The organism is Fretibacter rubidus (genome assembly GCF_041429785.1).
GTDB lineage: Bacteria > Pseudomonadota > Alphaproteobacteria > Caulobacterales > Maricaulaceae > Fretibacter > Fretibacter rubidus.
On the sequence record NZ_CP163423.1, the window covers coordinates 1,654,424 to 1,676,266 of the forward strand.

The following is a 21,843-nucleotide window of genomic DNA, read 5'->3' on the forward strand; positions in this document are numbered from 1 at the left end:
CTCTTCATATAAATATCTTAGGTTGCCAATAAGAAGACAACAATGGCGCATAATATGTCTCACATTCCGCAAAATTTAAATCCCCAAGACGCCGTTGGTTTGCCGTTTAAAAACATCCTTGTTGCTGATGATAATTATGCCAGCCGGACTATCATGAAAACATTGCTTGAGCGCGAAGACTGCGATGTCAGTTTGGCGCATAATGGCCGTATCGCAATACAACTTAGCGCGATTGAACGGTTCGACCTTATCCTTATGGATTTACAAATGCCGATCATAGATGGATTTGAGTCTGCTGCCGCTATTCGCAAAACCTGCCGTTACAATCGTAAGACTCCGATATTTGCTGTTACCGCCTATGCTGATACCTCTATAACGGACGCTGTAAAAGCCGTTGGTATGAACAAGACGCTGCTGAAACCGTTTCGTATCGGGGATATTGTCAAGGCGTGGAACCGCTCACACCAGACCGAAGTCTTAGCTAAGCCTATGCACGCAGACACGACGACTTTTCCAAAGACGGGACACGATTTCGCCTTGCTTGATAAAACGGTGCTGTCGCCGCTCTGCGATGCTGCGCCTGCCGATATGTTATCCAGATTAATCGACCGGTTTTGGGCGTCGACGGAAGGTTTTATCGAACGACTGCACGATGATTTGCCCGAGGCCATCACAGGTGATGCCAGCAGTATTGAAAGCTTTCGGCGCTCTGCCCATGCGCTAAAAGGGTCCGCCGCCAATATCGGCATTTTGAAAGGTAGTAAACTCGCCGCGCAACTTCAAAATGCTAAACCTGCCAATATGAAGCCGCTTTTGACTGATCTTGTTGATTGCTTGGACATCACACGGCCCGAATTAAACAGCTTTATAGCTATTCATGCGCTGCCCACGACGACGGCTAATCCCCACCCCGGGGTAGCTCAGACCCCCGGTATAGATGCGCAGACAGGATAAGCCCAAAGCCTGTCATCACAGCTAAGATCACTGTGCCGCCATAAGAAATCAGAGGTAAAGGCACCCCTACAACAGGGATTAATCCCATAACCATTGCCATATTGATAAAGACATAAAGCGCGAATGTCGTGGTTATCCCCAAAATTAAAAGCCTTGAGAACACATGTTTCGTCTGTGTCGACAAAAACAAGCACAGTGCCATCAATGCGCTATAGGCCAGTATTGTTGCGACACAACCAATCAGCCCGAATTCCTCGCCAATCACTGTAAAGATAAAATCTGTGGTATTTTCTGGCACATATTCGCCTTGGCGCTGCGTGCCCTGCATATATCCTTTGCCAGACAAACCGCCGCTCCCGAGCGCGATTTTAGACTGGATAATGTGATAACTCGCACCTGTGGGGTCTGATTCTGGTGATAGTAAGGTTTGAATACGGCTGCGCTGGTAATCTTTCAGTCCGTATTTGAAAAATAGCGGTATCATAACCATGGCCGCTATGGCCGCCCCGCCAATAACGCGCCACCGCACGCCCGCTAGGAACACAAGCGCAAAGCCCGTCGCAACCAATAAAATAGTGGTGCCCAAATCTGGCTGCCGCAAAATAAATTGCATCGGCACGCCTATGATGACCAAAGCGCCTAATAAGCCAATCGGGGTGGAAACCTTGCGTCTCGGCAAATCATGATAATAACGCGCCAAAGCCAATACAATGGCGACCTTCATAATCTCTGATGGTTGCAAGCGTATGAAAGGTAGGTCTAGCCAACGCTGAGAGCCATTGACGGTCACGCCAAATATATCAACCGCGCCCAACAGCAAGAGCGCCACCGCATAGACAGGATAAGCCGAATAATACCACACACGAATATCGATCAAAGCAATCGTGAGCATTAACCCACCCGCGAGAAGTAAGCGCACCAAATGCTGTAGCGCGCCTTGGTTCCAAACCCCGTCAGTGGCCGCTAAAATCATTGCCACCCCGACGGCACCAATAACGTAAACCAGCGCAAAAAGAAGCCAGTTGACCTCATAAAGCCGCCCAATCAGCGAATTGGAAACAGCTGATCCAGACATGGAGCGCCGCATACTCATAATCGAGCCTCGGGCGATAATGGTTTCACCCCGTCGCGTGAGAGAGCCATAGATAGGAGTTGGCGGCTAATATCAGCAGCGCGCCCTGCCCCAGATCCGCCGTGTTCAACGAGTGTGGCGACCGCAAAACGCGGCGCTTCAAATGGCGCGTATCCAACAAAGACGGAATGGTCACGTAATTCCCACGCAATGCGTTCATTTGACCGAACTCCGCTTTCGCGTTCGGCCCGTGAAATGCTGCGTACTTGGCCTGTGCCCGTTTTGCCGGCCATATCAATGCCCCCAAAGCCGAGACTATCTGCGCGGTAGGCCGTACCGCCCGGCTCTTCGCAGACCGACCACATAGCGTCGCGCACCAATTGCAAATGGGTGGGGTCAATATCCAACGCGTCAAACCCGTCTAAATCTTGGCCAATAATCAATGTGGGATTTACAGCCCGACGCCCATTGGCCAGCCGCGCTGTCATAACAGCCATTTGCAGCGGTGTTGTCAAAACAAACCCCTGTCCAATGGCCGCATTATAGCTATCGCCTGTTCGCCAGCCGTCACCAAGCCGCGCCTGTTTCCATGCATCATTGGGCACAATACCCGATGTTTGCCCAGAGATACCAATATCAAAACGCTCGCCGAAACCCAAACGTCGCGCCATATCATGAATAGGGTCAATACCCAGGCGATTGGCAATTTCGTAATAATAAACATCGCAGCTTTGTTTCAATGAATCGCGTAAATCCATTGGCCCGTGACCCCGGCGTTTCCAACAGTGAAAATTGCGGTTACCTAAGCGCACACGACCCGTACAGAATATCTTCTCTTTGGGATCAATAAGACCTTCCTTTAGCCCAGCAAGCATCACCACCATTTTAAAAGTCGATGCGGGCGGATAACCGCCGCCAATGACTTTGTTAAACTGCGGGCGTTTCTCGCTCGCATTCATCGCTGCCATATCGGCCGCCGTCAGACCTGAGACGAATAAATTACCGTCAAATGTTGGCATAGATAAAAGCGTGCGCAGTTCGCCTGTCATAACGTCAATGACCGCAATGCCGCCGCTATCCTCTTCAAATAGGTCTGCGGCATGACGCTGTAAATCCGCGTCCAGTGTTAACCAGACATCGTCACCCGAAACGGGCTTTTCCTTTGGGTCTGGCCATTCGCGCACAACACGGCCACGGGCATTGACTTCGACCTTTAATCGCCCCGCTTTACCTCGCAGGGTTTTATCAGACGCCGCCTCGACCCCTGTTTTGCCAATTCGAAAAGACGGTTGACGCAGTAAGGGATCCTTATCAACAGCAATATCGTCTGGCCCCGCTGTGCCGACATAGCCCAACGTATGAGTGAATAACCCCTTGTGAGGATAGAGGCGCCCCTGCCCAACATCCAGTGCAACACCCGGCAAGTCGGGTGTGCGAAGATTAAGCGCAGCGAAGGCGTCCCAATCCAAATGACTATCAACCAACACAGGAATAAACCGCGCGCGGCGTTTTGCTTCGCGTTTCACGCGCGCACGAACCTTATCCGTTATCGGGACAATATCGGAAATAGCATCAAGCGTGCCGTCAACATCGTCAACTTGTTCAGGCACGATCATAACTTGGAAATCTTGGCGGTTCACCGCGAGGCTGACACCGTTACGGTCTAATATGCGGCCGCGTTCAGGGATAAGTGTTTTAAAATTAAACCGGTTGCGGTCAGAAAGAACTGTGTAGTCTTCTGCCTTAACGACTTGCAGATAATAGAGCCGCGCCGTTAGAGCGCTCATGCCAAGCGCCCCCGCCACGCCTAGAAACGCTGTGCGGCGGGTAATTAAGGATGGGTCAATACGGTCATCACTCACGGGACACCTATGTCACAAAACCGGCACCGCTGCCATCTGTGCTTCTGCGACCAATGGCGCGCAAGCCCAAATAAACAAGCGGAAAGAGACTTAAAACAGGAGCCCAACCAAAAATTAGGGACGTTAATTTTATCGGCTGTCCTATGAATATAAAACTGGCGACAAGCATCGTGAGTGCGGCGACAATAACGGCGACCAGAAAACCAAGCCATAGCTCCATTAGGCTTGATGATGTTTCGCGCGTGTCAGGCCGAAAGACCATGAAATACACTAAATAAACAAAGGGCCAAAACCCAAGGGGTGTTTCACCCAACATATCAGCAAGGCATCCCAGCGCAAATAGACCCAAAACACTTAGCATTGGATTGGCAAGGCGTGGCCATAAGTAAAGCCCTGCCAAAGGCAAAAACGACAGGCCGATATGGTAGGTCAATATATTGACACTAAGCAGAGACAAGACCGTAAGCACAAGCACAGAGGCGATACCGCTTAATGCGAGCCCGCGTGATCTCTGGTCTGATATCTTATCAACAAATGGCATTATTGATCCGTTGCACTATCCGCTGATGCGCTAGGGCCGCCGTTTGACGCCGCTTGGGCTGTAATGTCTTCATCAGGGTTTTCGTCTGGCTCTTGAATAGGTGTAAACGGATAGACCCAGACCCAATCTACAGCACGTTTGTTTGTATGAAGCGTCACATTAAACGCGCGCTCGGACGCAGCAGCAACCGCCTGCCCGATCGGCAGACCTGCTGGCAAAACGCCTTCATCGCCAGAGCTGACAACACCGTCACCGGGCTTCCAATCGGCCTCTGGACCAATGAATGACAAGGACGGCGTAGCGGAATTATTCCCAATTAATATGGCGCGGGCTTCGCTGCGGGCAGACTTCACCGCAATACGCGAGTTTAGATCATTCAGGAGTAACGCGCGCGATGACCCGTTCCCGACACGCACAATATGGCCGTATAAACCGTCCGTCGTCATCACAGCATGCCCTTTGCTTACACCGTCATTGCGTCCGACATTTAAAAGGGCAGAGCGCACAAAAGGCCCATTCGTTTCGGCAACCGCGCGTGCGGGTATTTTAAGGGTCGGGATATCATCGACAATATCAGTTTTTAATATCTCTTCAAACTGGTTGATTTTATCCTGCAGCGCCTTTGCCCGAATTTCGACATCCTTCAGCCGCGCAATTTCTGCCCGTAGACGCTCGTTCTCTTCAAACGTTTCACTGCGCGCTTTCATATTACTTATCATGCGCTCGGCCCCGCGGATGGGCATATTGATGACATTGATGACGGGGGCTGTGATGTTATCAATAACGGCGCGAGGCTTAGCAAAGGCGTCCGACTCGCTGCGCGCGACCAGCATCGTCAAAACGGAAATGACGAATAATATTGTAACAACGCTGAGGAATGTGCGGCGGCGTTGGAACGCGTTTTCAGAGCCGCCCCTCACGTGGCCACACGCTGTGTTAGTCTAGCAAGACAGAGATATGCGCGCTTAAACGCCACTGGAGAGCACGCTCTTCCATTTTTTCAAATTCTCGACCACAGTCCCCGAGCCGCGCACAACGCAAGACAGCGGGTCATCAGCAATAGACACGGGCAGTCCTGTGCGGTTGCGAAGTTCAACATCAAGATTGCGCAGTAACGCCCCGCCGCCCGTTAACATGATGCCCTTATCAACGATATCGGCGGCCAGTTCTGGTGGTGTTGATTCCAGCGCTGTTTTCACGGCTTCAACGATTTGCTCAACGGGTTCGGCCAAGCTTTCCGCGATCATGGCTTCTGTCACGCGAATTTCGCGCGGCACGCCGTTCATCAGGTCACGACCTTTGATCTGTACCGTCATGCCTTCGTTATCATCAGGCATGGTCGCAGAGCCGATTTCTTTTTTTACACGCTCGGCACTCATTTCACCAATTAACAGGTTCGTCGTGCGGCGCACATATTGGATAATGGCATCATCCATTTTGTCACCACCCACGCGCACAGACCGCGAATACACAATACCGTCAAGCGAAAGAACGGCGACTTCTGTTGTGCCGCCGCCAATATCAACGACCATAGAGCCTGATGGCTCGTGAATAGGCAGACCCGCGCCAAGGGCGGCCGCCATGGGTTCCTCGATAAGATAAACATGGGACGCACCCGCTTGTTCAGCCGATTGGTGAATAGCGCGGCGTTCCACGGCGGTTGCCCCTGATGGGACACAAATGACGACTTTTGGCTGGAGGAAGCGGCGGCGGTTATGCACCTTCTCGATGAAATATTTAATCATCTTCTCGGCGACTTCAAAATCAGCAATCACGCCGTCTTTCATCGGGCGGATGGCTTCGATATTACCTGGTGTGCGGCCGAGCATCATGCGCGCCTCTGATCCCACAGCGTGCACAACCTTGCGACCGTTTTTATAACTAAAGGCGACGACGGATGGTTCGTTCAGGACAACATCGCGGCCCTTTACATAGACAAGCGTGTTAGCCGTACCAAGGTCGATAGCAATATCAGATGAAAAAGCGCCGAAGATATAGGATAGCATTCTATGTCCTTATCGCCTGTCTCCAGACGAGCCTTGCTTTTTAAACGAAGCGAGCAACCGAAACGTCATCGGTATCGGTCATGTCCCACTTAAAAACGCAAAATTAAAATCATTGTCCCGCAACACGATTCGTGTGCATTGAATTAATGCGGGTTGAACCTGAAAAAAGCAAGCCATCCCTATGCAAAAGCCCGTATTTTCCGCTATTGCGTCTTGTTTCCTAAGTCTACAAACCGCCGCAGATAGCGTCTTGCCAGTAACATCAATAAAATCACGACACCCGCAGCCCCAGCAAAAGCCAAAAGCGCCATACGACTATCGCCAGACTCTAGCACCCCCTGGCCCAAAAGCGCGACCATAATTATCTTGGGCATTATCCCCAGCGCCGTGCCCAGCATGAACAAAACATAGGCCATGCCAGAGACTCCCGCCGCCATATTCACAAGGATAAACGGCCCCGTTGGGACAAGCCGTACAGCAAAGCTGGTCAGCACAGCATTACGTTTAATAACCGTCACGATACGGGTTACAAATTTACCCGCCAGCACTTCCAATTGTGCAGCCCCCATCAATCGCGCGAGCCAGAAATTGACACTGGCGGAGCACAGCGTTGCGACCCAGGCAAAACCGCCCCCCGTAACAGGCCCAAAGGCCGCAACACAGATCGCGATAAGAACCCATTGCGGCATGCCGATAAAGCTTGCGACGATAAAGATAAAAATCGTGACAGGCAGCGCCAAGCCAGAACTTTTCAAAGAGATAAGCAAGCGAGACAACTCGCCGTCATCAACAGTCATGAAGCCGCGCGCCCATGTTATAATAACCGCAACGATAAGGAACATCATCACCAGCACGCTTACCGCGCGCAGAGCTTTTTTATCCATCGTTAGAAAAAATTGCGGCAGACGCATAATGACCTCACGCCTATGCTCTTACGGTTTTGAGGTCACAGCGCAAGCTATGAAAACATGACATTATCTCAACACAGATTACAGAATGCGACAGCGGGTTCATTGACGCCACTGATAAAAAAAAGGCGTCCTTAAAAAAAGAACACCTTTCACCAAAACGGTAAGTTGCGCATGACTGCTCCGTTTAAAGAGCTATTAAGGCATAATTTACCCTTAATGCGCCGTCAATCGTTAAAATTAGAAATTTTTGCCATGAACGCTGTTCGTTGTGAAACGTTCTCCACGGTATCCCAATCCGCAGCTTGCCCGCGAAACCACGTAAATTGCCGTTTCGCAAAGCGCCGCGTATCCCGTTTCGCAATCTTTATGGAGGCCGCGAGGGCATCTGCGTTATCAAGGCAATCTTTAAACTGTTGCACGCCAATGGCTTTCATGACGGGTAAATCCGCTGGCAACCCGCGCAGCATTAACGCTCTGACCTCATCAAGGCCCCCAGTATCGACCATGGCATCAAACCGCGCATTGATGCGGGCGTATAGCTGTGCGCGGTCAGGCAATAATACCGCGCCGCGCCAATACCGACGCGGAACGATAGGCTTTGTGTCAGCTTGCCATACGCTAAGCGGTTTTGCCGTATTTCTCGCAACACTAACAATACGGATAAGGCGCTGCGGATCATCGCCCAACACGCGCGCCGTCGCAATCGGATCTAAGCGTAGCGCGGTCGCTCTTAGGGCCTTGATACCGTCCTTATCCAGTAATGCCGTGGCATCCGATATGTCAGCGTCTGGCACCGCCGCCAGCCCCTGTGTGAGCGCTTTGAAATAAAGCCCCGTACCGCCCGTCACAATCGGTACACGCCCCCGCGCCATAATATCGAGTATCACTGGCACGGCATCACGCAGCCACATGCCCGTGGAATACCGTATAGCCCCGTCGACATGGCCAAACAAATGATGCGGCACATCCTCCATCTCTTGAACGTCAGGACGTGCCGAGATGACCCGCAAATCACTGTAAACCTGCATGGCGTCAGCGTTGATAATCTCGCCATTCACAGATTTTGCAATCTGCACCGCCCAAGCACTCTTGCCGCTGGCGGTTGGGCCTGCAATACACACAACGGGTTTCACAATAAGGGTCCTTCACATGACACGACACACAGGCTCTAGCGCGACTATCGTCTTGGCGAAACCGCAAAAGTCGGCCATTGACGCCGTGATTGATTATTTGATTGAGACGCTACCCGTGAAAAAAGTCGAGATGCTGTCGGGTGATAAAGCCGTTGACGTCATTATCGACACTGATGCACCGCAAGGATTACAAAGCGACATTGCCGATTTCATGACGCGCAAAGACATTCTCGGTGATGTCTGTGTCGCGGGGTTAGAGGGACGTAAACGGTCGCTATTAATTTGTGATATGGATAGCACGCTTATCGGGCAGGAATGTATTGACGAGCTAGCCGATTTTGCGGGCGTCAAAGACCGCGTTAGCGCCATTACAGAACGTGCGATGCGCGGCGAGATAGACTTTGACGGTGCGTTGACTGAACGCGTTAGCTTATTGAAAGGGTTGGATTTATCCGTCCTACAACAGTGTTTTGAGGACCGCATATCGATTAACACGGGTGCTCGGACCTTATGCCAGACAATGAAGGCCGCTGGGGCGAAAACTGTGATTGTATCGGGAGGCTTTACGTTTTTCACGGGCCGCGTTGCAGAGGCTTGCGGTTTTGATAGCCATCAGGCCAATGTCCTATTGGATAAGAACAGCAAGCTAACAGGCACAGTGAAAATGCCAATCTTGGGCCGTCAAGCCAAGCTAGACGCGTTGAACGCCCATACAGATAACGCCCCCCTATCGGCGGTCGCCATTGGGGACGGGGCGAATGATTTGGCGATGATAACGGCGGCGGGACTTGGTATTGCCTATTACGCTAAACCCGCCGTTGCGGCGGCAGCCCATTGCGCGATTAATCACACAGATTTAACGACAGCGCTATATTTCCAAGGCTACCGCGAATCTGACTTTGTCCAGTAAGGCGGCAACGCTTAGAGCATGAGTGAATAGAACTTATAATTACCGTTTTGGTTCACAAGGATTGTCACGGGGCTGCTACCCTCTTCCATGGACTTGACGGCGTCCATAAAGGCTTCGGGTGACCCTACGGGCTCGAACCCAACCTCTTCGATGATGTCGCCCGGGACAATCTTGCCAGAGGCCTCACTCTTGGCCGCAACTTTAACCACGCGTACACCGACCACATCGTCTTTGATACGGTGCTTACGGCGAACCTCACGGGTGAGTGCCTCAACGGAGACGCCCATGGCGACGCCTTCGATATCGCCTTCGATTTGCGGCTCTAATGTGCCGTCAGCCTTGCGGACTTTTTCTTTCAAGCGGTCAATCTTGACCTCTGCTGTGCGCCGCTTTTTCTTACGGATATAGTCTATTGTGGCCATTTCATCGATGGGCAGTTCCGCAACTTGGCGGAACAGAGCACGCGAATTGACCACGTCATCGCCGTTAATACCGACAATCAAATCACCGCGGCGAAGGCCACCGGTAGCGGCGGGGCCTTTGTCATTCACGCGCGTAATCAGCGCACCTTTAGCTTCGTCCAAACCATAGCTTTTGGCCAAGTTTTTATCGACCGCCTGCACACGAACACCTAATGTGCCGCGCCGGGTTTCGCCGAACTCGCGCAGTTGGGCGACCACGGATTGGGTCAAATCTGCGGGAACAGAGAAACTAATACCAACAGAGCCACCAGTGGGTGACAAAATCGCGGTGTTTACGCCAATCACTTCGCCCGCCATATTAAAGAGGGGTCCGCCGCTATTGCCTTTGTTGATAGCGACATCGGTCTGAATGAAGTCATCATAGGTGCCGTGATTAATATTGCGCGAGCGCGCAGATACAATACCCGCCGCGACAGAGCCATTATAGCCGAATGGGTTACCAATCGCTATGACCCAATCACCGACTTCGGCCTTGGACGCATCGCCAAAGGGCACAAACGGCATATCCTTACCCGCATCAATTTTTAGAAGCGCAATATCTGTGGCAGGGTCACGGCCGATAAGTGTGGCGGTGTAAACGTCCTCATTCGGAAATGACACTTCGATAATATCGGCGCCCTCAATGACGTGATTATTGGTGACGATGTAGCCGTCTTTATCTATCACAAAGCCAGAGCCGAGCGATTTTGATACGCGTCCGCCAATATCCCCGCCGCCAAAGAAGTCGTCAAAGCGTTCCAATGGAGAGCCTTCGGGAAAACGCCCAACATTAGTGTCGACTTCTACGGTCTGTGCCGTTGAAATATTAACCACAGCCGGGCTAAGCCGTTGCGCGAGTTCCGCAAAACCGTCCGGCACGCCGCGCGTCTGAGCGAAAGCCGCAGATAGCGGTAAAAACAAAAGGGAAATAGCTAGGAAAAGTCGTGTTAGAAAAGTCATAGCTTCACCTTAGCGCGCGGAAAATTTTTGCCAAGTCACAGTGACGTTAAATTGCGGTTATGTCGCGGGTGAGAGGGGCTAGCTGCCGATCATCTTAACCGCACCAAAAATCATGACACTGCCCAATGCCACAGAAATCAATCCCGCACGATGGAGCATCACGTCTGGCATCGACATCATTTCCGCATAAACATCGCGCATCCCGCGCGGGAAAATAGCCCAAGCGGCACCCTCAACTGCGAGAGCGCCGCCTATGGCAATCAATAAAACAGTTCCCCAACCCATGATGGTCGCGATCCGTTTTGCGAGCGCCCCTAGCGGGGGCCGCCTTGGTCATCAAGATAGGACAAGAAGTCACTGTCAGGCGACAGCACATAGGTTGTGCCTGTGCCTAGGCCTTTTTTATAAGCCTCCATAGAGCGGTAAAAGGCAAAGAACTCTGGGTTCTTATTATAGGCCGCCGCATAGACATTGTTACGCTCTTTATCGCCCTCACCGCGAATAATCTCAGCTTTTTGCTGGGCTTCCGCGCGGATAATTGTCGCATCTTTTTCGGCTGTTGAGGTAATCTCTAGCGCGCGCTCACGACCCTCTGACCGTAGAAGTTCAGCAATTTGCTTACGCTCTGTCACCATGCGGTTAAAAACTTGCTCCGTGTTGGCTGGCGGCAAATCGGCACGCTTAATCCGCACGTCGATAATTTCGATACCAAAGCTTTTGTCTTTAACAACATTATTAGAGACTTGCTGGATTTCAGCCATCAACTCGGCACGGCGTCCCGCAATGATGTTAGGACGGTCGACCCGACCCAAAACGTCACGCAATGTTGAATCCATGATCGATTGGAGCTGTAATTGTGCGCCGCGCTCTGTCTGTAGGGCCTCATAAAAACGGATAGCGTCAACGATCCGGTAACGCACAAAGGCATCCACAACGAGACGTTCTTGATCCGAGGCAACAAGTTCCACAGGCTGCAAGTCAACCTCTAGGTTACGGCGGTCTAGCGTGATGATATTCTCAACAGGCGACTTAAACTTAAGGCCCGCGTCGGCGTCTTGCCCCCAAGGGTTTTCAACCCGCTTGGCTTCACCAAACTGTAGCACAAGGGCTTGCTCAAACTCTTTGACTGTATGTGTCATGGTCAGAAAACCAATGACAATAAGGGCGACAATAACGCCAAAAATCGTAGTAAACTTCATTAGTTTGCTCCTGCGTTTCTGCCTAAGCGGTCAAGCGGCAAGTAAGGGACAACGCCGCTTCCTGCGGAACTATCCAAAATGATTTTCTCAGCGGGCGCGTAAACCTCTTCGATCGTCTCTAGATACATCCGTTGACGGGTCACGCGGGGGGCCGCTGTGTATTCCTCCAAAATCAGGTTAAAGCGTTCGGCTTCACCGCGCGCTTCGGCAACAACACGACCTTTATAGGCTTCGGCGTCTTGCAAAATTTTTGCGGCGTCACCACGCGCGGCTGGAACTAAAGTGTTCTGCACGGCGGTCGCTTGGTTGATTAGCGTTTCTTTTTCCTGTGTGGCGTCAACAACTTCGCGGAAGGCGTCAACAACGCGGCCCTCAGGCGCATCGGCCTTTTGTAACTGCACTTCGACGACATCAATACCGGCTTTATACTCGTCCAGTGTAAGCTGCATGAGGTCACGCACTGCAATTGTGGTTTCCAAACGTGCAGTCGTAATCACGTCTTCAAGTTCAGATCGGCCTACGACTTCGCGCATCGCGCTTTCGGCAACACCGCGCAGGGCAACATCCGGCTCGTCCACCTCAAAGACATAATCTTTAAGGTCGTTAATCCGCCATAGGACGGTAAAGTTGATATCGACGATATTTTCGTCACCTGTCAACATGAGCGAGTCGCGGCCACCGACTGTCGTTTTTTGGACAACGCGTGTTGGACGGATAATCGTTGTCTCAAACGGGCTCGGCAATTTGAAATTCAAACCCGGACCTGTCGTGCGAACATATTCACCAAAACGCAGGACAACGGCTTCTTCCTGTTGATCAACCTGATAAACCGTCGACAAAAGCATAATTCCAGCACCAACGGCGATAAAAATACCAAACGGCCCAAATTTGGAGAGCGGGCCTTGTGGGCGTCCGGGACGTCCACCGCGACCACCACCATTGCCACCTTGACCAAAGCGCGTCTTAAAGCCTTGGATTACATTTTCCAAATCAGCAGACGTTTCACCCGGACGTGGACGATTTCGGTCAGGGGTTCCCTGCCCTTGTCCCCAAGGGTTCTGTCCTGACGAGCGAGACGGCTTCTTTCCGCCGTCTTTACCGCCCCATGGGCTCTTATTATCAGACATATTATCTCCGTAATTTACATTTGCACTATATGTGGTGCGCGGCGCACTATATATCAAGTCTTATCCGTTTCATTTTCGCATTTCGTTTTGAGGTTTTTATGCTAACCGATCAGCCCGCACAGACATTGTTCTTATACCCAACGCCCGTCATCCTGCATGACCTTGATGGGGCTGGCTATTTAAATCCTGATTTGACCGAGCGTATCCTCGCGAAACGTGAAGCAGACGCGGGTATTAAACGGTCCAATTATGGCGGCTGGCATTCCGAAGTGGACATGATGGTGTGGGCCGAAGACGCCGCCCGCGTCATTTTGGGCGAAGCGATTAATGTTGTGGCCAGCGCGACGGCTGATATTCATCCGCACGGCAAACGCGACTTTGAATTTGACGTGCAGATGTGGGCCAATGTGTCTGGCCCCGGCAATAGCAATCAAATGCATTGCCATCCCGGCGCGCTTTGGTCTGGTGTGTATTATGTCGATGTCGGCGAGGACAGCCCCGACGTGGATGTCGAGGGTGAGCTTCTGCTCGTCGACCCGCGCTTTCCGACCAATGTGATGTATATGCCAGAGCTTGTGAACCGCTATCCTGACGGCAAACCGCAATATTCCCAAACACCTATCCGTCCCAAAAATGGCCGCATGGTGTTATTCCCCGCATGGATGAACCATAGTGTGCGTCCCTATAAAGGCACGCGCGAGCGGATTAGTATTGCGTTTAATCTAATGGTCTCGGTCGCTGACGCGTAGCGTCATAATTTGATTGATAATCAATGTGAATAAGCTGCCTAAATCGCTGGCGATTTAGGCAGTGGCACAATTGCACGCTTACAAATCACTCCGCCGCTCATACACCTTCACAACAAAGGGATGGTCGTCTTTATCTGTTTGCACATGCGGCGTCTCTGATACCAATGTCCACTCGCTTGCTTGAACCGCGGGGAAATGGGCGTCACCCTCAATCATCGCGTCCACATCAGTAATATACATGCGGTCCACATAGGGCATTAACTTGGCATAAAGCGTCGCGCCGCCGATCAACATGACCTCATCTGTCCCTGTCAGCCCTGCAAGCTCATAGCCCCGTCCGATCATGGCGTGTAAATCTGTGAAAACTTCGGCCTTTGGCGCGCTATAATCGCTATTACGGGTCAGCACCAAATTAGGGCGGCCCGGCAAGGCAAACGGCAAGCTCTCCCATGTCACGCGGCCCATCAAGACGGGCTTGCCAAGTGTGGTCGCTTTGAAAAACTTCAAATCAGATGACAAACGCCACGGCAAATCGCCGTCAACGCCGATCACGCCATTTCGCGATTTTGCAACAATCAAAGAGAGCATAGGATTCGTAGACATAATGTCGGGTTACACCAAGGCCGTAGCCGCGTATAGTCAAAGCTGCTGGAGGGACAAAATGTCATCATACTCGGACCGCGAACCGCCCAAAACGTCACTGCGTTACTTTAAATATACGCTTGTCTATATCCTGCTGATCCCGTTTATCAATTGGAGCTTTACCTGGGCGCCTATGGTCGAACTGCCGGGATTAGTTGGCTGGGCGTTTAATCCGGTGACAGTCGTGACGGGCCTCGTCCTTGTCGTGCGGGATTTCGCGCAAAGGGAAATTGGGCATGAAGTCCTCATTGCCATGTTTCTCGCGCTGTTCCTGACCTATGTCACCAGCGGGGCCGAGCTCGCGCTGGCCAGCGGGGCGGCGTTCCTCATCTCGGAACTTATCGATTACGCCATGTTCACCTTCACGAAATATAAGCTCTCAACCCGCGTTCTGCTCTCCTCCGCGATTGCCGCGCCTATTGACACAACGGCATTCCTGTATGGCGCGAGTTTTATTCGTGACGCGCAATTTACTGTGCCGAACGTGGTCATGAGCGTGGGTGGTAAGATGGTCGGGGCCGTTGTGATATGGTGGATTATCAAGCAGCGGATAGAGCGATAAGAGCGGCCAAGGCCAACAGATTTTGTCCACCCCTGAAACCTAACGACATGGTTTCCGGGCGTCCCTTCGGGCCGCGACGGAATGACGGCACCTAAATTATGTCACACCGACGCGACACAGTCGCCCGGTGCCCATGTCGTGAAATCTCGTTTAATAACTCAGATAACGCATATCCCCATATAGATCATACCACTCAGGGTTATCCCGCTCTATCATCCTAATTTTATAATCGCGTCTTTGTTTTTTTAAAAACTTCTCACGCTCAATCGCCTCATTAGCATCTTCGCAGGCTTCGTAATAGACGAGCCGCTTTACATTGTGCCGCTGCGTAAACCCTTTAAGGCGGCTCTCCTTATGGTCAAAAACACGCCCAGCCAAATCACTGGTCATACCAATGTAAAGCGTACCGTTCTTGTGACTTGCCATAATGTAAACGTGAAAATTTTTGACCATTATTATGTCTAACGCAATTTGCACCACCTTGCCACTTCACGAAATGGTTTCCGGGCGAGCGACGCTCGCGACGGAATGACAACACTTAAATCATGTCACACCGACGCGACGCAGTCGCCCGGTGCCCATGTCGTGAAATCTCGTCTAAACCGCCACTTTCCCCGCGATATGCGGATGCGCCTCATAGCCCAATATCTTCACATCCTCATAGGTAAAGTCATAGAGCGACTTAACATCTTTATTCAGCTTTAATCTTGGCAGCGAGAACGGCTTCCGCGTGAGTTGCTCCCTCACCTGCTCGAAATGGTTACTATATATATGCGCGTCGCCAAATGTATGGACAAAGTCCCCGACATCGAGGTCGCAGATTTGCGCCATCATATGGGTGAGTAGTGCGTAGGACGCGATGTTAAACGGCACACCGAGGAAGATATCGGCGCTACGTTGGTAAAGCTGGCACGAGAGCTTGTCTTTGCCGCCGTCTTTGCTGGGCGAGACAAAAAATTGGAACAAGCAATGACACGGCGGCAGGGCCATGTCGTCGACATCGGCGGGGTTCCACGCGGAGACGATATGACGGCGTGAATAGGGATTGGCCTTAATCGCCTCCATAACCTTTGACACTTGGTCAATCACGGCTCCGTCTGGGCCTTCCCAACGTCGCCATTGTTTACCGTAGACAGGGCCAAGGTCGCCGTTTTCATCGGCCCAAGCGTCCCATATTTTGACTTTGTTATCTTGCAAATAGCCAATATTGGTATCGCCCGCGAGGAACCATATCAGCTCATGAACGATTGATTTTTTGTGCAGTTTCTTGGTTGTGACCATTGGAAACCCGTTCGCGAGGTCAAAGCGCATTTGATAGCCAAACACCCCCCGGGTACCAGTGCCCGTGCGGTCACCGCGGTCTACACCGTTTTCCATGACATGAGATAAGAGGTCGAGATATTGCTGCATCTAAAGACGCTAGCCGATTCGAGCCTTACCCGCTAGCGCTAGGGGCGGCTTTGCGCACAGGAATGTGGCTACCAAAGCGCTTGCGAAGTTTCATGAACGGCCCTTCGACCATGTAAAAACTAATGGCCGTCATCACAAAGCTAATCACAAGGGTCAGTGCGATTGACCACGCGTCCACATCCATATTGCGGTGCACGAAATCATAAACAGGGTAGTGCCATAGATAGAGCGCGTAAGACGTCTTGCCGATCCAAACCAGCGGCGCAAGCTCCAAGACCTTAAACGCCCAACGCAGTTTGGCGAGGTAATAGAGATTCAAAATCAGCACACAAATCGCGGCCCCTTGCAGGGAAAAGCGAAAGATATAACGAAAGCTGTCATCACGGATAATAAAGCTCGCGAGCAGGGCTGCGCCTGCCACCAGCACTGGCAAGACACCCGTGATCAAACGTAGACCCTCTATGCCTTTGCGGTGCAGCATAATGGTGAGGAGGCAGCCCCAAGCAATGCTGTCGATCCGCGCATCCGTCATCATGTAATTATAATCTGACACAGGCACATTCAGGTTAAAGTAAACAAACATACGCCACAGCGGCACCATTACGATAATCGCCAGCACAGCCATATGCAGGCGTTTCCACACCAAACCTGCCGCCAAGACGAGCAACGGAAATAGCAGGTAGAAATGCTCTTCCACCGCCAGTGACCAGAGTGGTGTCCAACTCATCAACGGGCTGTAATCCACTGATGCGGCATGAACTTGGTAAAAATTGGTAAAGTAGAACACGGCGGCTAGAAATTCGGTTTTCGTCGGCAGACCATAACCCATCAGGCCCGAAATTAATGTCGTGCCAAACACCATGAATAACAGCGCAGGATAAAGCCGTGCAAAGCGCCGCATGTAAAACATCGGCAAATTCACTCGCCCTTTAGCTTCTTGTTCTGCGATCAACAAACGCGTGATGAGAAAGCCTGAAATAAAGAAGAAAACTGTGACCCCGAAACCACCCGGAACAATGTGATCCAGCCCCATATGGGCAACCAAAACAATCAATACCGAGAGCGCACGCAAACCATCAAGTCCTGGAATGAACCCATAAGCTGACGTTGGCGACAAGGCGTTTGTGTCAATCTGGTTCAATCGCTGCCATAATGACAGATGTGTTTGGTATGTATGGCTAACCATGACAGGCTCCGACGTAAATTTACGTCATGTCATGCAAAATTAGCGCCAAAAGAGAAAAGTAGTGACAGTATTCGTCTTGGTTACAGGCGCAATGCAAGTCGCATTAACTGATAACTTTATTTCTTGGAACGATTGCGTTTGCAATTTTCCATAAACCGCTCAGGACGTTTTATCGTATCTGCTCTTTTAACGACCGATGATGTGCAACTTAGCTGCGCCTTTGATTGCTTACCTACAGCCGTGACTCCCGTCACCATAAGAACACCAATAAGCGCCGCCGCAAGGCCGTATTCAAGAGCCGTTGCGCCAGATGAATTTTTGAAAAATGACTTTAATATTTTAAACATAATCTACCCCACAGAATGGGAGTATAGATATATTAGGTCAAAAAACCCCTATGAAACAGGGTTAAGCTGGACTTAAATAATGCGCAATGCCCATGTTTAACCGCGACCCTATTCCCCTGTTAAACCGCCCGCATGGTTCATAATGTGGAAAATCACATTCTGCTCATGCACGCCTGATACAAGGTGTGCGCCAGGACCAGAGGCGTAAATCGCCACGTCCTCGCCGCCGTGCGTTTCAGAATTTAGCGGCACGAGCGCTTCTTGACGAAAACCGGGCTTTGTCGTGTCCACATCCAAGGTCAACTGACGGCCCGCATTGATGTCAACGTCATAAAGCGCGTCGGCATCTGTGCTGTCGCCCAAATCGCCAAATCCGCGTCCATTGGCATAGGATAATGTCGTATAGGGCTTGCCGTCATCAGCGAGGTTGGGCGTATCCTTGCCGACACCAACGACAGGGCCGAGGATCGGGTTGCCGCGCTTCGGGTATCCCGCGAACGTCATGACGTGGCTATGATCGGCTGTTACAATAATAAGCGTGTCTTTATCACTCGTGGCTTGGCGCGCCGCGTCCACGGCCTCTGATAATGATATTGTGTCTTGTAGGGCGTTATAAGCGTTGCCCGCATGGTGACCGTGGTCAATGCGGCCTGCCTCGACCATCAGGAAAAAGCCGTTTTCATTATCATCTAAGAGGTCAATCGCCTTGGCAGTCATCTGCGCGAGGCTGGGTTCACCGCGATTATCTTTTGAGCGGTCAGAGTCATAGCGCATATGGGATTCGGAAAAGAGGCCCAGCACAGGTGTTGTCGTAATCGTATCAAAGCCCGCTTGGTCCATGACATATTGCCCGCCCGTTTTCTCGACCCATTCTTTGGTCAAATCGCGACCATCTGTGCGGTCGCCCTCAATATCACTATCCGCATCAGACGAATTAAACGCAGCGTCTTTGGGCAGAAAATGCCGACGACCGCCACCAAAGGCGACATCAATACCGATATCATCATAGCTTGCGTCCGCAGCCTTCAGCCGGTCAGGCAAGTTTACAAATTGCGCCGCAATATCAATACAGCCCGCCTCAATGGCGGCTTTGGGCATATCCGATATGTCTTCCCATCCACGATTGGCGGAATGAGCATAAGTCGCTGCGGGTGTGGCATGTGTAATGCGCGCCGTGCTAATAATGCCCGTCATCTTGCCCATAAGTTCAGCGTGTTGCAGCGCGCTTGGGATTTCCACGGCTTTGGCCGCGGCGCAGTCATTGCGGGTCTCAGGCCTGCTGATACCGATGACGCCAATATTGGTTTTCACGCCCGTCATCATCGCGGTCATTGTGCCTGCGCTATCAGGGGTTTGGGCGTCCACATTATAAGTCTTTGACAGGCCCGTGAATGGGAATTTATCAAAGCTAAGCTGGTTTTCCTCGCCCTGCCCGCCTTTAATTTGGCCATCGCGAATACGCGCCGCAGAGACGGTAGACACGCCCATACCGTCACCCACGAACAGGATGATGTTCTTTGCCGAACCACGTTTCGTATTAATCGACGCCATGGCTGCGTTAGCCGCCGCGATATCGCTCGCCCCCGTATTATACCACGTAGACGCTGACGCATTGCTCGTAATTGCAGCAGGAACGACCGCTGCTTTGACAGGCTCTGTTATCTCGGTTGAGTTTACAGTGGCCTGCGTACAGGCCGTTAAGGCTGTCGCCGCCAATAATCCAAACAATAAACGCATCTGAGTCTCCTAAATCTTACGCCTCATTACCATAGCCGCGTGGTTAGCTGTAGACCTAATTGCCGCATCAGGTCATAAAGCTTCTATGACCGATAATGACACTATTCCCTGCCAGATTTACCTCATCACGCCGCCGTCCATTCCTGACATGGACGTGTTTTTAAAACATCTGGAGGCCGCAATCACCGCTGCCCCTGTCGCCTGCCTACAAATTCGGCTAAAAACACCTAACGGAGATGTAATGGATAGTTCAGACGTTGTTCAGGCAGCGCGCGCTATTGTGCCCTTATGTCATAGCCATGGCGTGGACGTGATTATCAATGACGACCCCACCATTGTCGATGATTGCGGCGCAGACGGCGTTCATATCGGACAAAACGATATGGACTATTTCAGCGCCCGCGAACTGCTAGGCGGGGATGCCATTATTGGTGTGACCTGTCATAACAGTAAAGAATTGGCCTTTAAGGCCGCACAGGCTGGGGCCGACTATGTTGCGTTTGGTGCGTTTTTTGACACGCCAACCAAGACGCCCAAAGCCCGTGCAGAATTGGAGATTTTGGAATGGTGGCAAGAAGCTGTCGAAATACCCTGCGTCGCGATTGGCGGGATAACCGTGGCCAATGCCGCCTCAGTGATAGCGGCGGGCGCGGATTTTATCGCCGTGTCTTCGGGCATATGGGCGCATCCGGACGGACCAGCTTCCGCAGTCTCTGCCTTATCAGCGCTCTGTCACTCAGCGCAGGACTAGCCGCCCCTAGCTTTGCCACGACCAAGCCCGACTGGACATTAAATAGCACCCAAAGCGTGGTCACATTTGAAGACGCCTTGCGCGCCTATGACGCAAAAAACTATGACCTCGCCCTTGCTAATGCTAAAATCGCCGCCACAGCGGGCAATGATGAAGCGATGGTACTGGCTGGCAACATGCTGATGAACGGCGAAGCCGGTATCATCAATGACAAAGAGGCTGCTGATTGGTTTCGCCAAGCCGCCAGCTTTGGAAATACCGACGCGCAAGTGCTGCTTGGTAAAATGGCCCTGAAATCACGCGGCGGATTAATGCCGGCCGATGCTTTGGCCTATTTCTCCCAAGCGTCCCAAGCGGGCCGGACAGATGCACGCCGCGCCATTGGCGAAATGTATCAAAAAGGGATTGGTATCGCCAAAGACCCCGAGAAAGCCAAAGTCTGGCTCCGTCAATCCGCCGACGCTGGCGATATTAGCGGCGCACGCAAAATGGGAGACAGCCTGATTGAAACTGATCCCAAATCGGCGCTTCAATGGTATGAAAAGGCCGCCGATGCGGGCGACGCAGAGGCCGCCTATATCGCCGCCGTTATGTATGCCGAAAACCTCGATATCCGTCCGAATGGACGCAAAGCTGCTATGTTAATGCGCCAAGCCGCAGAGTCTGGCATTGCTGGCGCGCAAGCCGATTACGGTCTTTTGGTTTATCAAGGGGCTGGCGTGGAACGCGACATCGACGCGGCAGCGGATTGGTTTAAACGCTCTGCCAATGGCGGCGACAGCGAAGGGCAGTTTCTTTATGCCTTTACCTTGGCCAAAGGCGAAGGCGTGCCGCAAAACTTTGAAGACGCCTATTTCTGGCTGCTGAAATCGGGTGAAAGCGGTGTCGATGATTATGACACAGACCGCAAAGTGCTGCGTAAGCGTCTTGAGGATAATGTGGACCAAGCCGTCCTAATGCGCGCGAGAAACCGCGCCGGATTATAGGCAGTCGCTCTTAAACCTCTTTGGATTGCGCCAGATTGTCGCAAATTCATGACATCTTACTAACGGCTAGATGACATTTTCGTCAGGTGCAAACTAACGTAATTTTCCCTCCGTAGCCTTTATGTCCTCGCATTTTCGAGGGTCAATTTTGGCCAAGCCTCCTCCCCCTTGCTCGGCCACCTAGGAGAGAATTATGACAACCCTTTCTAAAACACTACGCATCGCCGCCCTATCAACAGCCAGCCTTGCCTTTGCAGGGACAGCGTTTGCGGGTGATTGCAGCAGCACGAAAACTGCCAGCAGCACATACATCAAAACAGCCAATGCACACCAAACG

The 21,843-nt window shown here is 51.8% G+C and carries 23 protein-coding genes; 6 read left to right on the forward strand and 17 right to left on the reverse strand.

The window, feature by feature from the left end:
- Positions 1–42: 42 nt before the first annotated feature.
- On the forward strand, positions 43–954 hold the full coding sequence (locus AB6B37_RS07830; RefSeq protein ID WP_371398333.1) for a response regulator: 912 nt from the start codon (positions 43–45) through the stop codon (positions 952–954).
- Here the strand turns inward: AB6B37_RS07830 and rodA are convergent.
- The 7 genes from rodA to miaA all read right to left on the reverse strand — a co-directional run bounded on the left by rodA (position 899) and on the right by miaA (position 8,479).
- On the reverse strand, positions 899–2,047 hold the full coding sequence (gene rodA, locus AB6B37_RS07835) for a rod shape-determining protein RodA (protein ID WP_371398334.1): 1,149 nt from the start codon (positions 2,045–2,047) through the stop codon (positions 899–901). The two genes, AB6B37_RS07830 and rodA, sit on opposite strands and share 56 nt — an antisense overlap.
- A complete protein-coding gene (mrdA, locus tag AB6B37_RS07840) occupies positions 2,044–3,888 on the reverse strand; it encodes a penicillin-binding protein 2 (RefSeq protein WP_371398335.1) in 1,845 nt (614 codons plus the stop codon). Before mrdA ends, rodA begins: the two co-directional genes overlap by 4 nt.
- A gap of 7 nt (positions 3,889–3,895) precedes the next feature.
- Positions 3,896–4,429, reverse strand: coding sequence for a hypothetical protein (locus tag AB6B37_RS07845; protein ID WP_371398336.1), 534 nt, complete (start codon positions 4,427–4,429; stop codon positions 3,896–3,898).
- Positions 4,429–5,349 carry a rod shape-determining protein MreC gene (gene mreC, locus AB6B37_RS07850; RefSeq protein WP_371398337.1) on the reverse strand — a complete coding sequence of 307 codons (921 nt, stop codon included), beginning with the start codon at positions 5,347–5,349 and terminating at the stop codon, positions 4,429–4,431. Before mreC ends, AB6B37_RS07845 begins: the two co-directional genes overlap by 1 nt.
- Before the next feature lie 45 nt (positions 5,350–5,394).
- Entirely contained in the window at positions 5,395–6,435 is a 1,041-nt protein-coding gene (locus tag AB6B37_RS07855; protein ID WP_371398338.1) for a rod shape-determining protein, read from the reverse strand.
- A gap of 203 nt (positions 6,436–6,638) precedes the next feature.
- On the reverse strand, positions 6,639–7,346 hold the full coding sequence (locus AB6B37_RS07860) for a TVP38/TMEM64 family protein (RefSeq protein ID WP_371398339.1): 708 nt from the start codon (positions 7,344–7,346) through the stop codon (positions 6,639–6,641).
- Positions 7,347–7,570: 224 nt separating this feature from the next.
- Complete coding sequence (miaA, locus tag AB6B37_RS07865) at positions 7,571–8,479, reverse strand: tRNA (adenosine(37)-N6)-dimethylallyltransferase MiaA (protein ID WP_371398340.1); 909 nt, start codon at positions 8,477–8,479, stop codon at positions 7,571–7,573.
- Positions 8,480–8,495: 16 nt separating this feature from the next.
- Between miaA and serB the strand changes: the two genes are divergently transcribed.
- On the forward strand, positions 8,496–9,389 hold the full coding sequence (gene serB, locus AB6B37_RS07870; RefSeq protein WP_371398341.1) for a phosphoserine phosphatase SerB: 894 nt from the start codon (positions 8,496–8,498) through the stop codon (positions 9,387–9,389).
- Between the two features lie 11 nt (positions 9,390–9,400).
- On the opposite strand, the gene AB6B37_RS07875 is transcribed toward serB, so the two are convergent.
- The 4 genes from AB6B37_RS07875 to hflK all read right to left on the reverse strand — a co-directional run bounded on the left by AB6B37_RS07875 (position 9,401) and on the right by hflK (position 13,136).
- Positions 9,401–10,810: a Do family serine endopeptidase gene (locus AB6B37_RS07875; protein WP_371398342.1), complete on the reverse strand. Its 1,410-nt coding sequence runs from the start codon at positions 10,808–10,810 to the stop codon at positions 9,401–9,403.
- Positions 10,811–10,888: 78 nt separating this feature from the next.
- Positions 10,889–11,095, reverse strand: coding sequence for a DUF2065 domain-containing protein (locus AB6B37_RS07880; RefSeq protein ID WP_371398343.1), 207 nt, complete (start codon positions 11,093–11,095; stop codon positions 10,889–10,891).
- A 29-nt stretch (positions 11,096–11,124) separates the two neighbouring features.
- Complete coding sequence (hflC, locus tag AB6B37_RS07885; protein WP_371398344.1) at positions 11,125–12,009, reverse strand: protease modulator HflC; 885 nt, start codon at positions 12,007–12,009, stop codon at positions 11,125–11,127.
- Positions 12,009–13,136, reverse strand: coding sequence for an FtsH protease activity modulator HflK (hflK, locus tag AB6B37_RS07890; RefSeq protein WP_371398345.1), 1,128 nt, complete (start codon positions 13,134–13,136; stop codon positions 12,009–12,011). Before hflK ends, hflC begins: the two co-directional genes overlap by 1 nt.
- Before the next feature lie 98 nt (positions 13,137–13,234).
- Here hflK and AB6B37_RS07895 point away from each other — a divergent pair, with 98 nt between their 5' ends.
- Positions 13,235–13,885 (forward strand): TIGR02466 family protein, encoded by a 651-nt coding sequence (locus AB6B37_RS07895; RefSeq protein ID WP_371398346.1) that lies wholly within the window; start codon positions 13,235–13,237, stop codon positions 13,883–13,885.
- Positions 13,886–13,963: 78 nt separating this feature from the next.
- Here AB6B37_RS07895 and AB6B37_RS07900 read toward each other — a convergent pair whose 3' ends face one another.
- Positions 13,964–14,488, reverse strand: coding sequence for a dihydrofolate reductase (locus AB6B37_RS07900; protein ID WP_371398347.1), 525 nt, complete (start codon positions 14,486–14,488; stop codon positions 13,964–13,966).
- Between the two features lie 58 nt (positions 14,489–14,546).
- On the opposite strand from AB6B37_RS07900, the gene AB6B37_RS07905 reads away from it, so the two are divergent.
- A complete protein-coding gene (locus AB6B37_RS07905; RefSeq protein WP_371398348.1) occupies positions 14,547–15,089 on the forward strand; it encodes a VUT family protein in 543 nt (180 codons plus the stop codon).
- 150 nt (positions 15,090–15,239) lie between these two features.
- Here the strand turns inward: AB6B37_RS07905 and AB6B37_RS07910 are convergent, their stop codons facing one another.
- From AB6B37_RS07910 to AB6B37_RS07930, 5 genes are all read right to left on the reverse strand, one after another.
- The gene (locus AB6B37_RS07910) at positions 15,240–15,542 is read right to left on the reverse strand and encodes a GIY-YIG nuclease family protein (protein ID WP_371398349.1); all 303 of its coding nucleotides are present in this window, start codon (positions 15,540–15,542) and stop codon (positions 15,240–15,242) included.
- Positions 15,543–15,686: 144 nt separating this feature from the next.
- Entirely contained in the window at positions 15,687–16,499 is an 813-nt protein-coding gene (locus AB6B37_RS07915; RefSeq protein ID WP_371398350.1) for a thymidylate synthase, read from the reverse strand.
- 25 nt (positions 16,500–16,524) lie between these two features.
- On the reverse strand, positions 16,525–17,685 hold the full coding sequence (locus AB6B37_RS07920) for an acyltransferase family protein (RefSeq protein WP_371398351.1): 1,161 nt from the start codon (positions 17,683–17,685) through the stop codon (positions 16,525–16,527).
- 116 nt (positions 17,686–17,801) lie between these two features.
- Positions 17,802–18,032 (reverse strand): Flp family type IVb pilin, encoded by a 231-nt coding sequence (locus AB6B37_RS07925; RefSeq protein ID WP_371398352.1) that lies wholly within the window; start codon positions 18,030–18,032, stop codon positions 17,802–17,804.
- Between the two features lie 108 nt (positions 18,033–18,140).
- The gene (locus AB6B37_RS07930) at positions 18,141–19,769 is read right to left on the reverse strand and encodes an alkaline phosphatase (protein ID WP_371398353.1); all 1,629 of its coding nucleotides are present in this window, start codon (positions 19,767–19,769) and stop codon (positions 18,141–18,143) included.
- Positions 19,770–19,854: 85 nt separating this feature from the next.
- On the opposite strand from AB6B37_RS07930, the gene thiE reads away from it, so the two are divergent.
- Both thiE and AB6B37_RS07940 read left to right on the forward strand, forming a co-directional pair.
- The gene (thiE, locus tag AB6B37_RS07935) at positions 19,855–20,520 is read left to right on the forward strand and encodes a thiamine phosphate synthase (protein ID WP_371398354.1); all 666 of its coding nucleotides are present in this window, start codon (positions 19,855–19,857) and stop codon (positions 20,518–20,520) included.
- A complete protein-coding gene (locus AB6B37_RS07940) occupies positions 20,448–21,506 on the forward strand; it encodes a tetratricopeptide repeat protein (RefSeq protein ID WP_371398355.1) in 1,059 nt (352 codons plus the stop codon). The genes thiE and AB6B37_RS07940 overlap by 73 nt, the downstream gene beginning before the upstream one ends.
- Positions 21,507–21,843 lie beyond the last annotated feature (337 nt).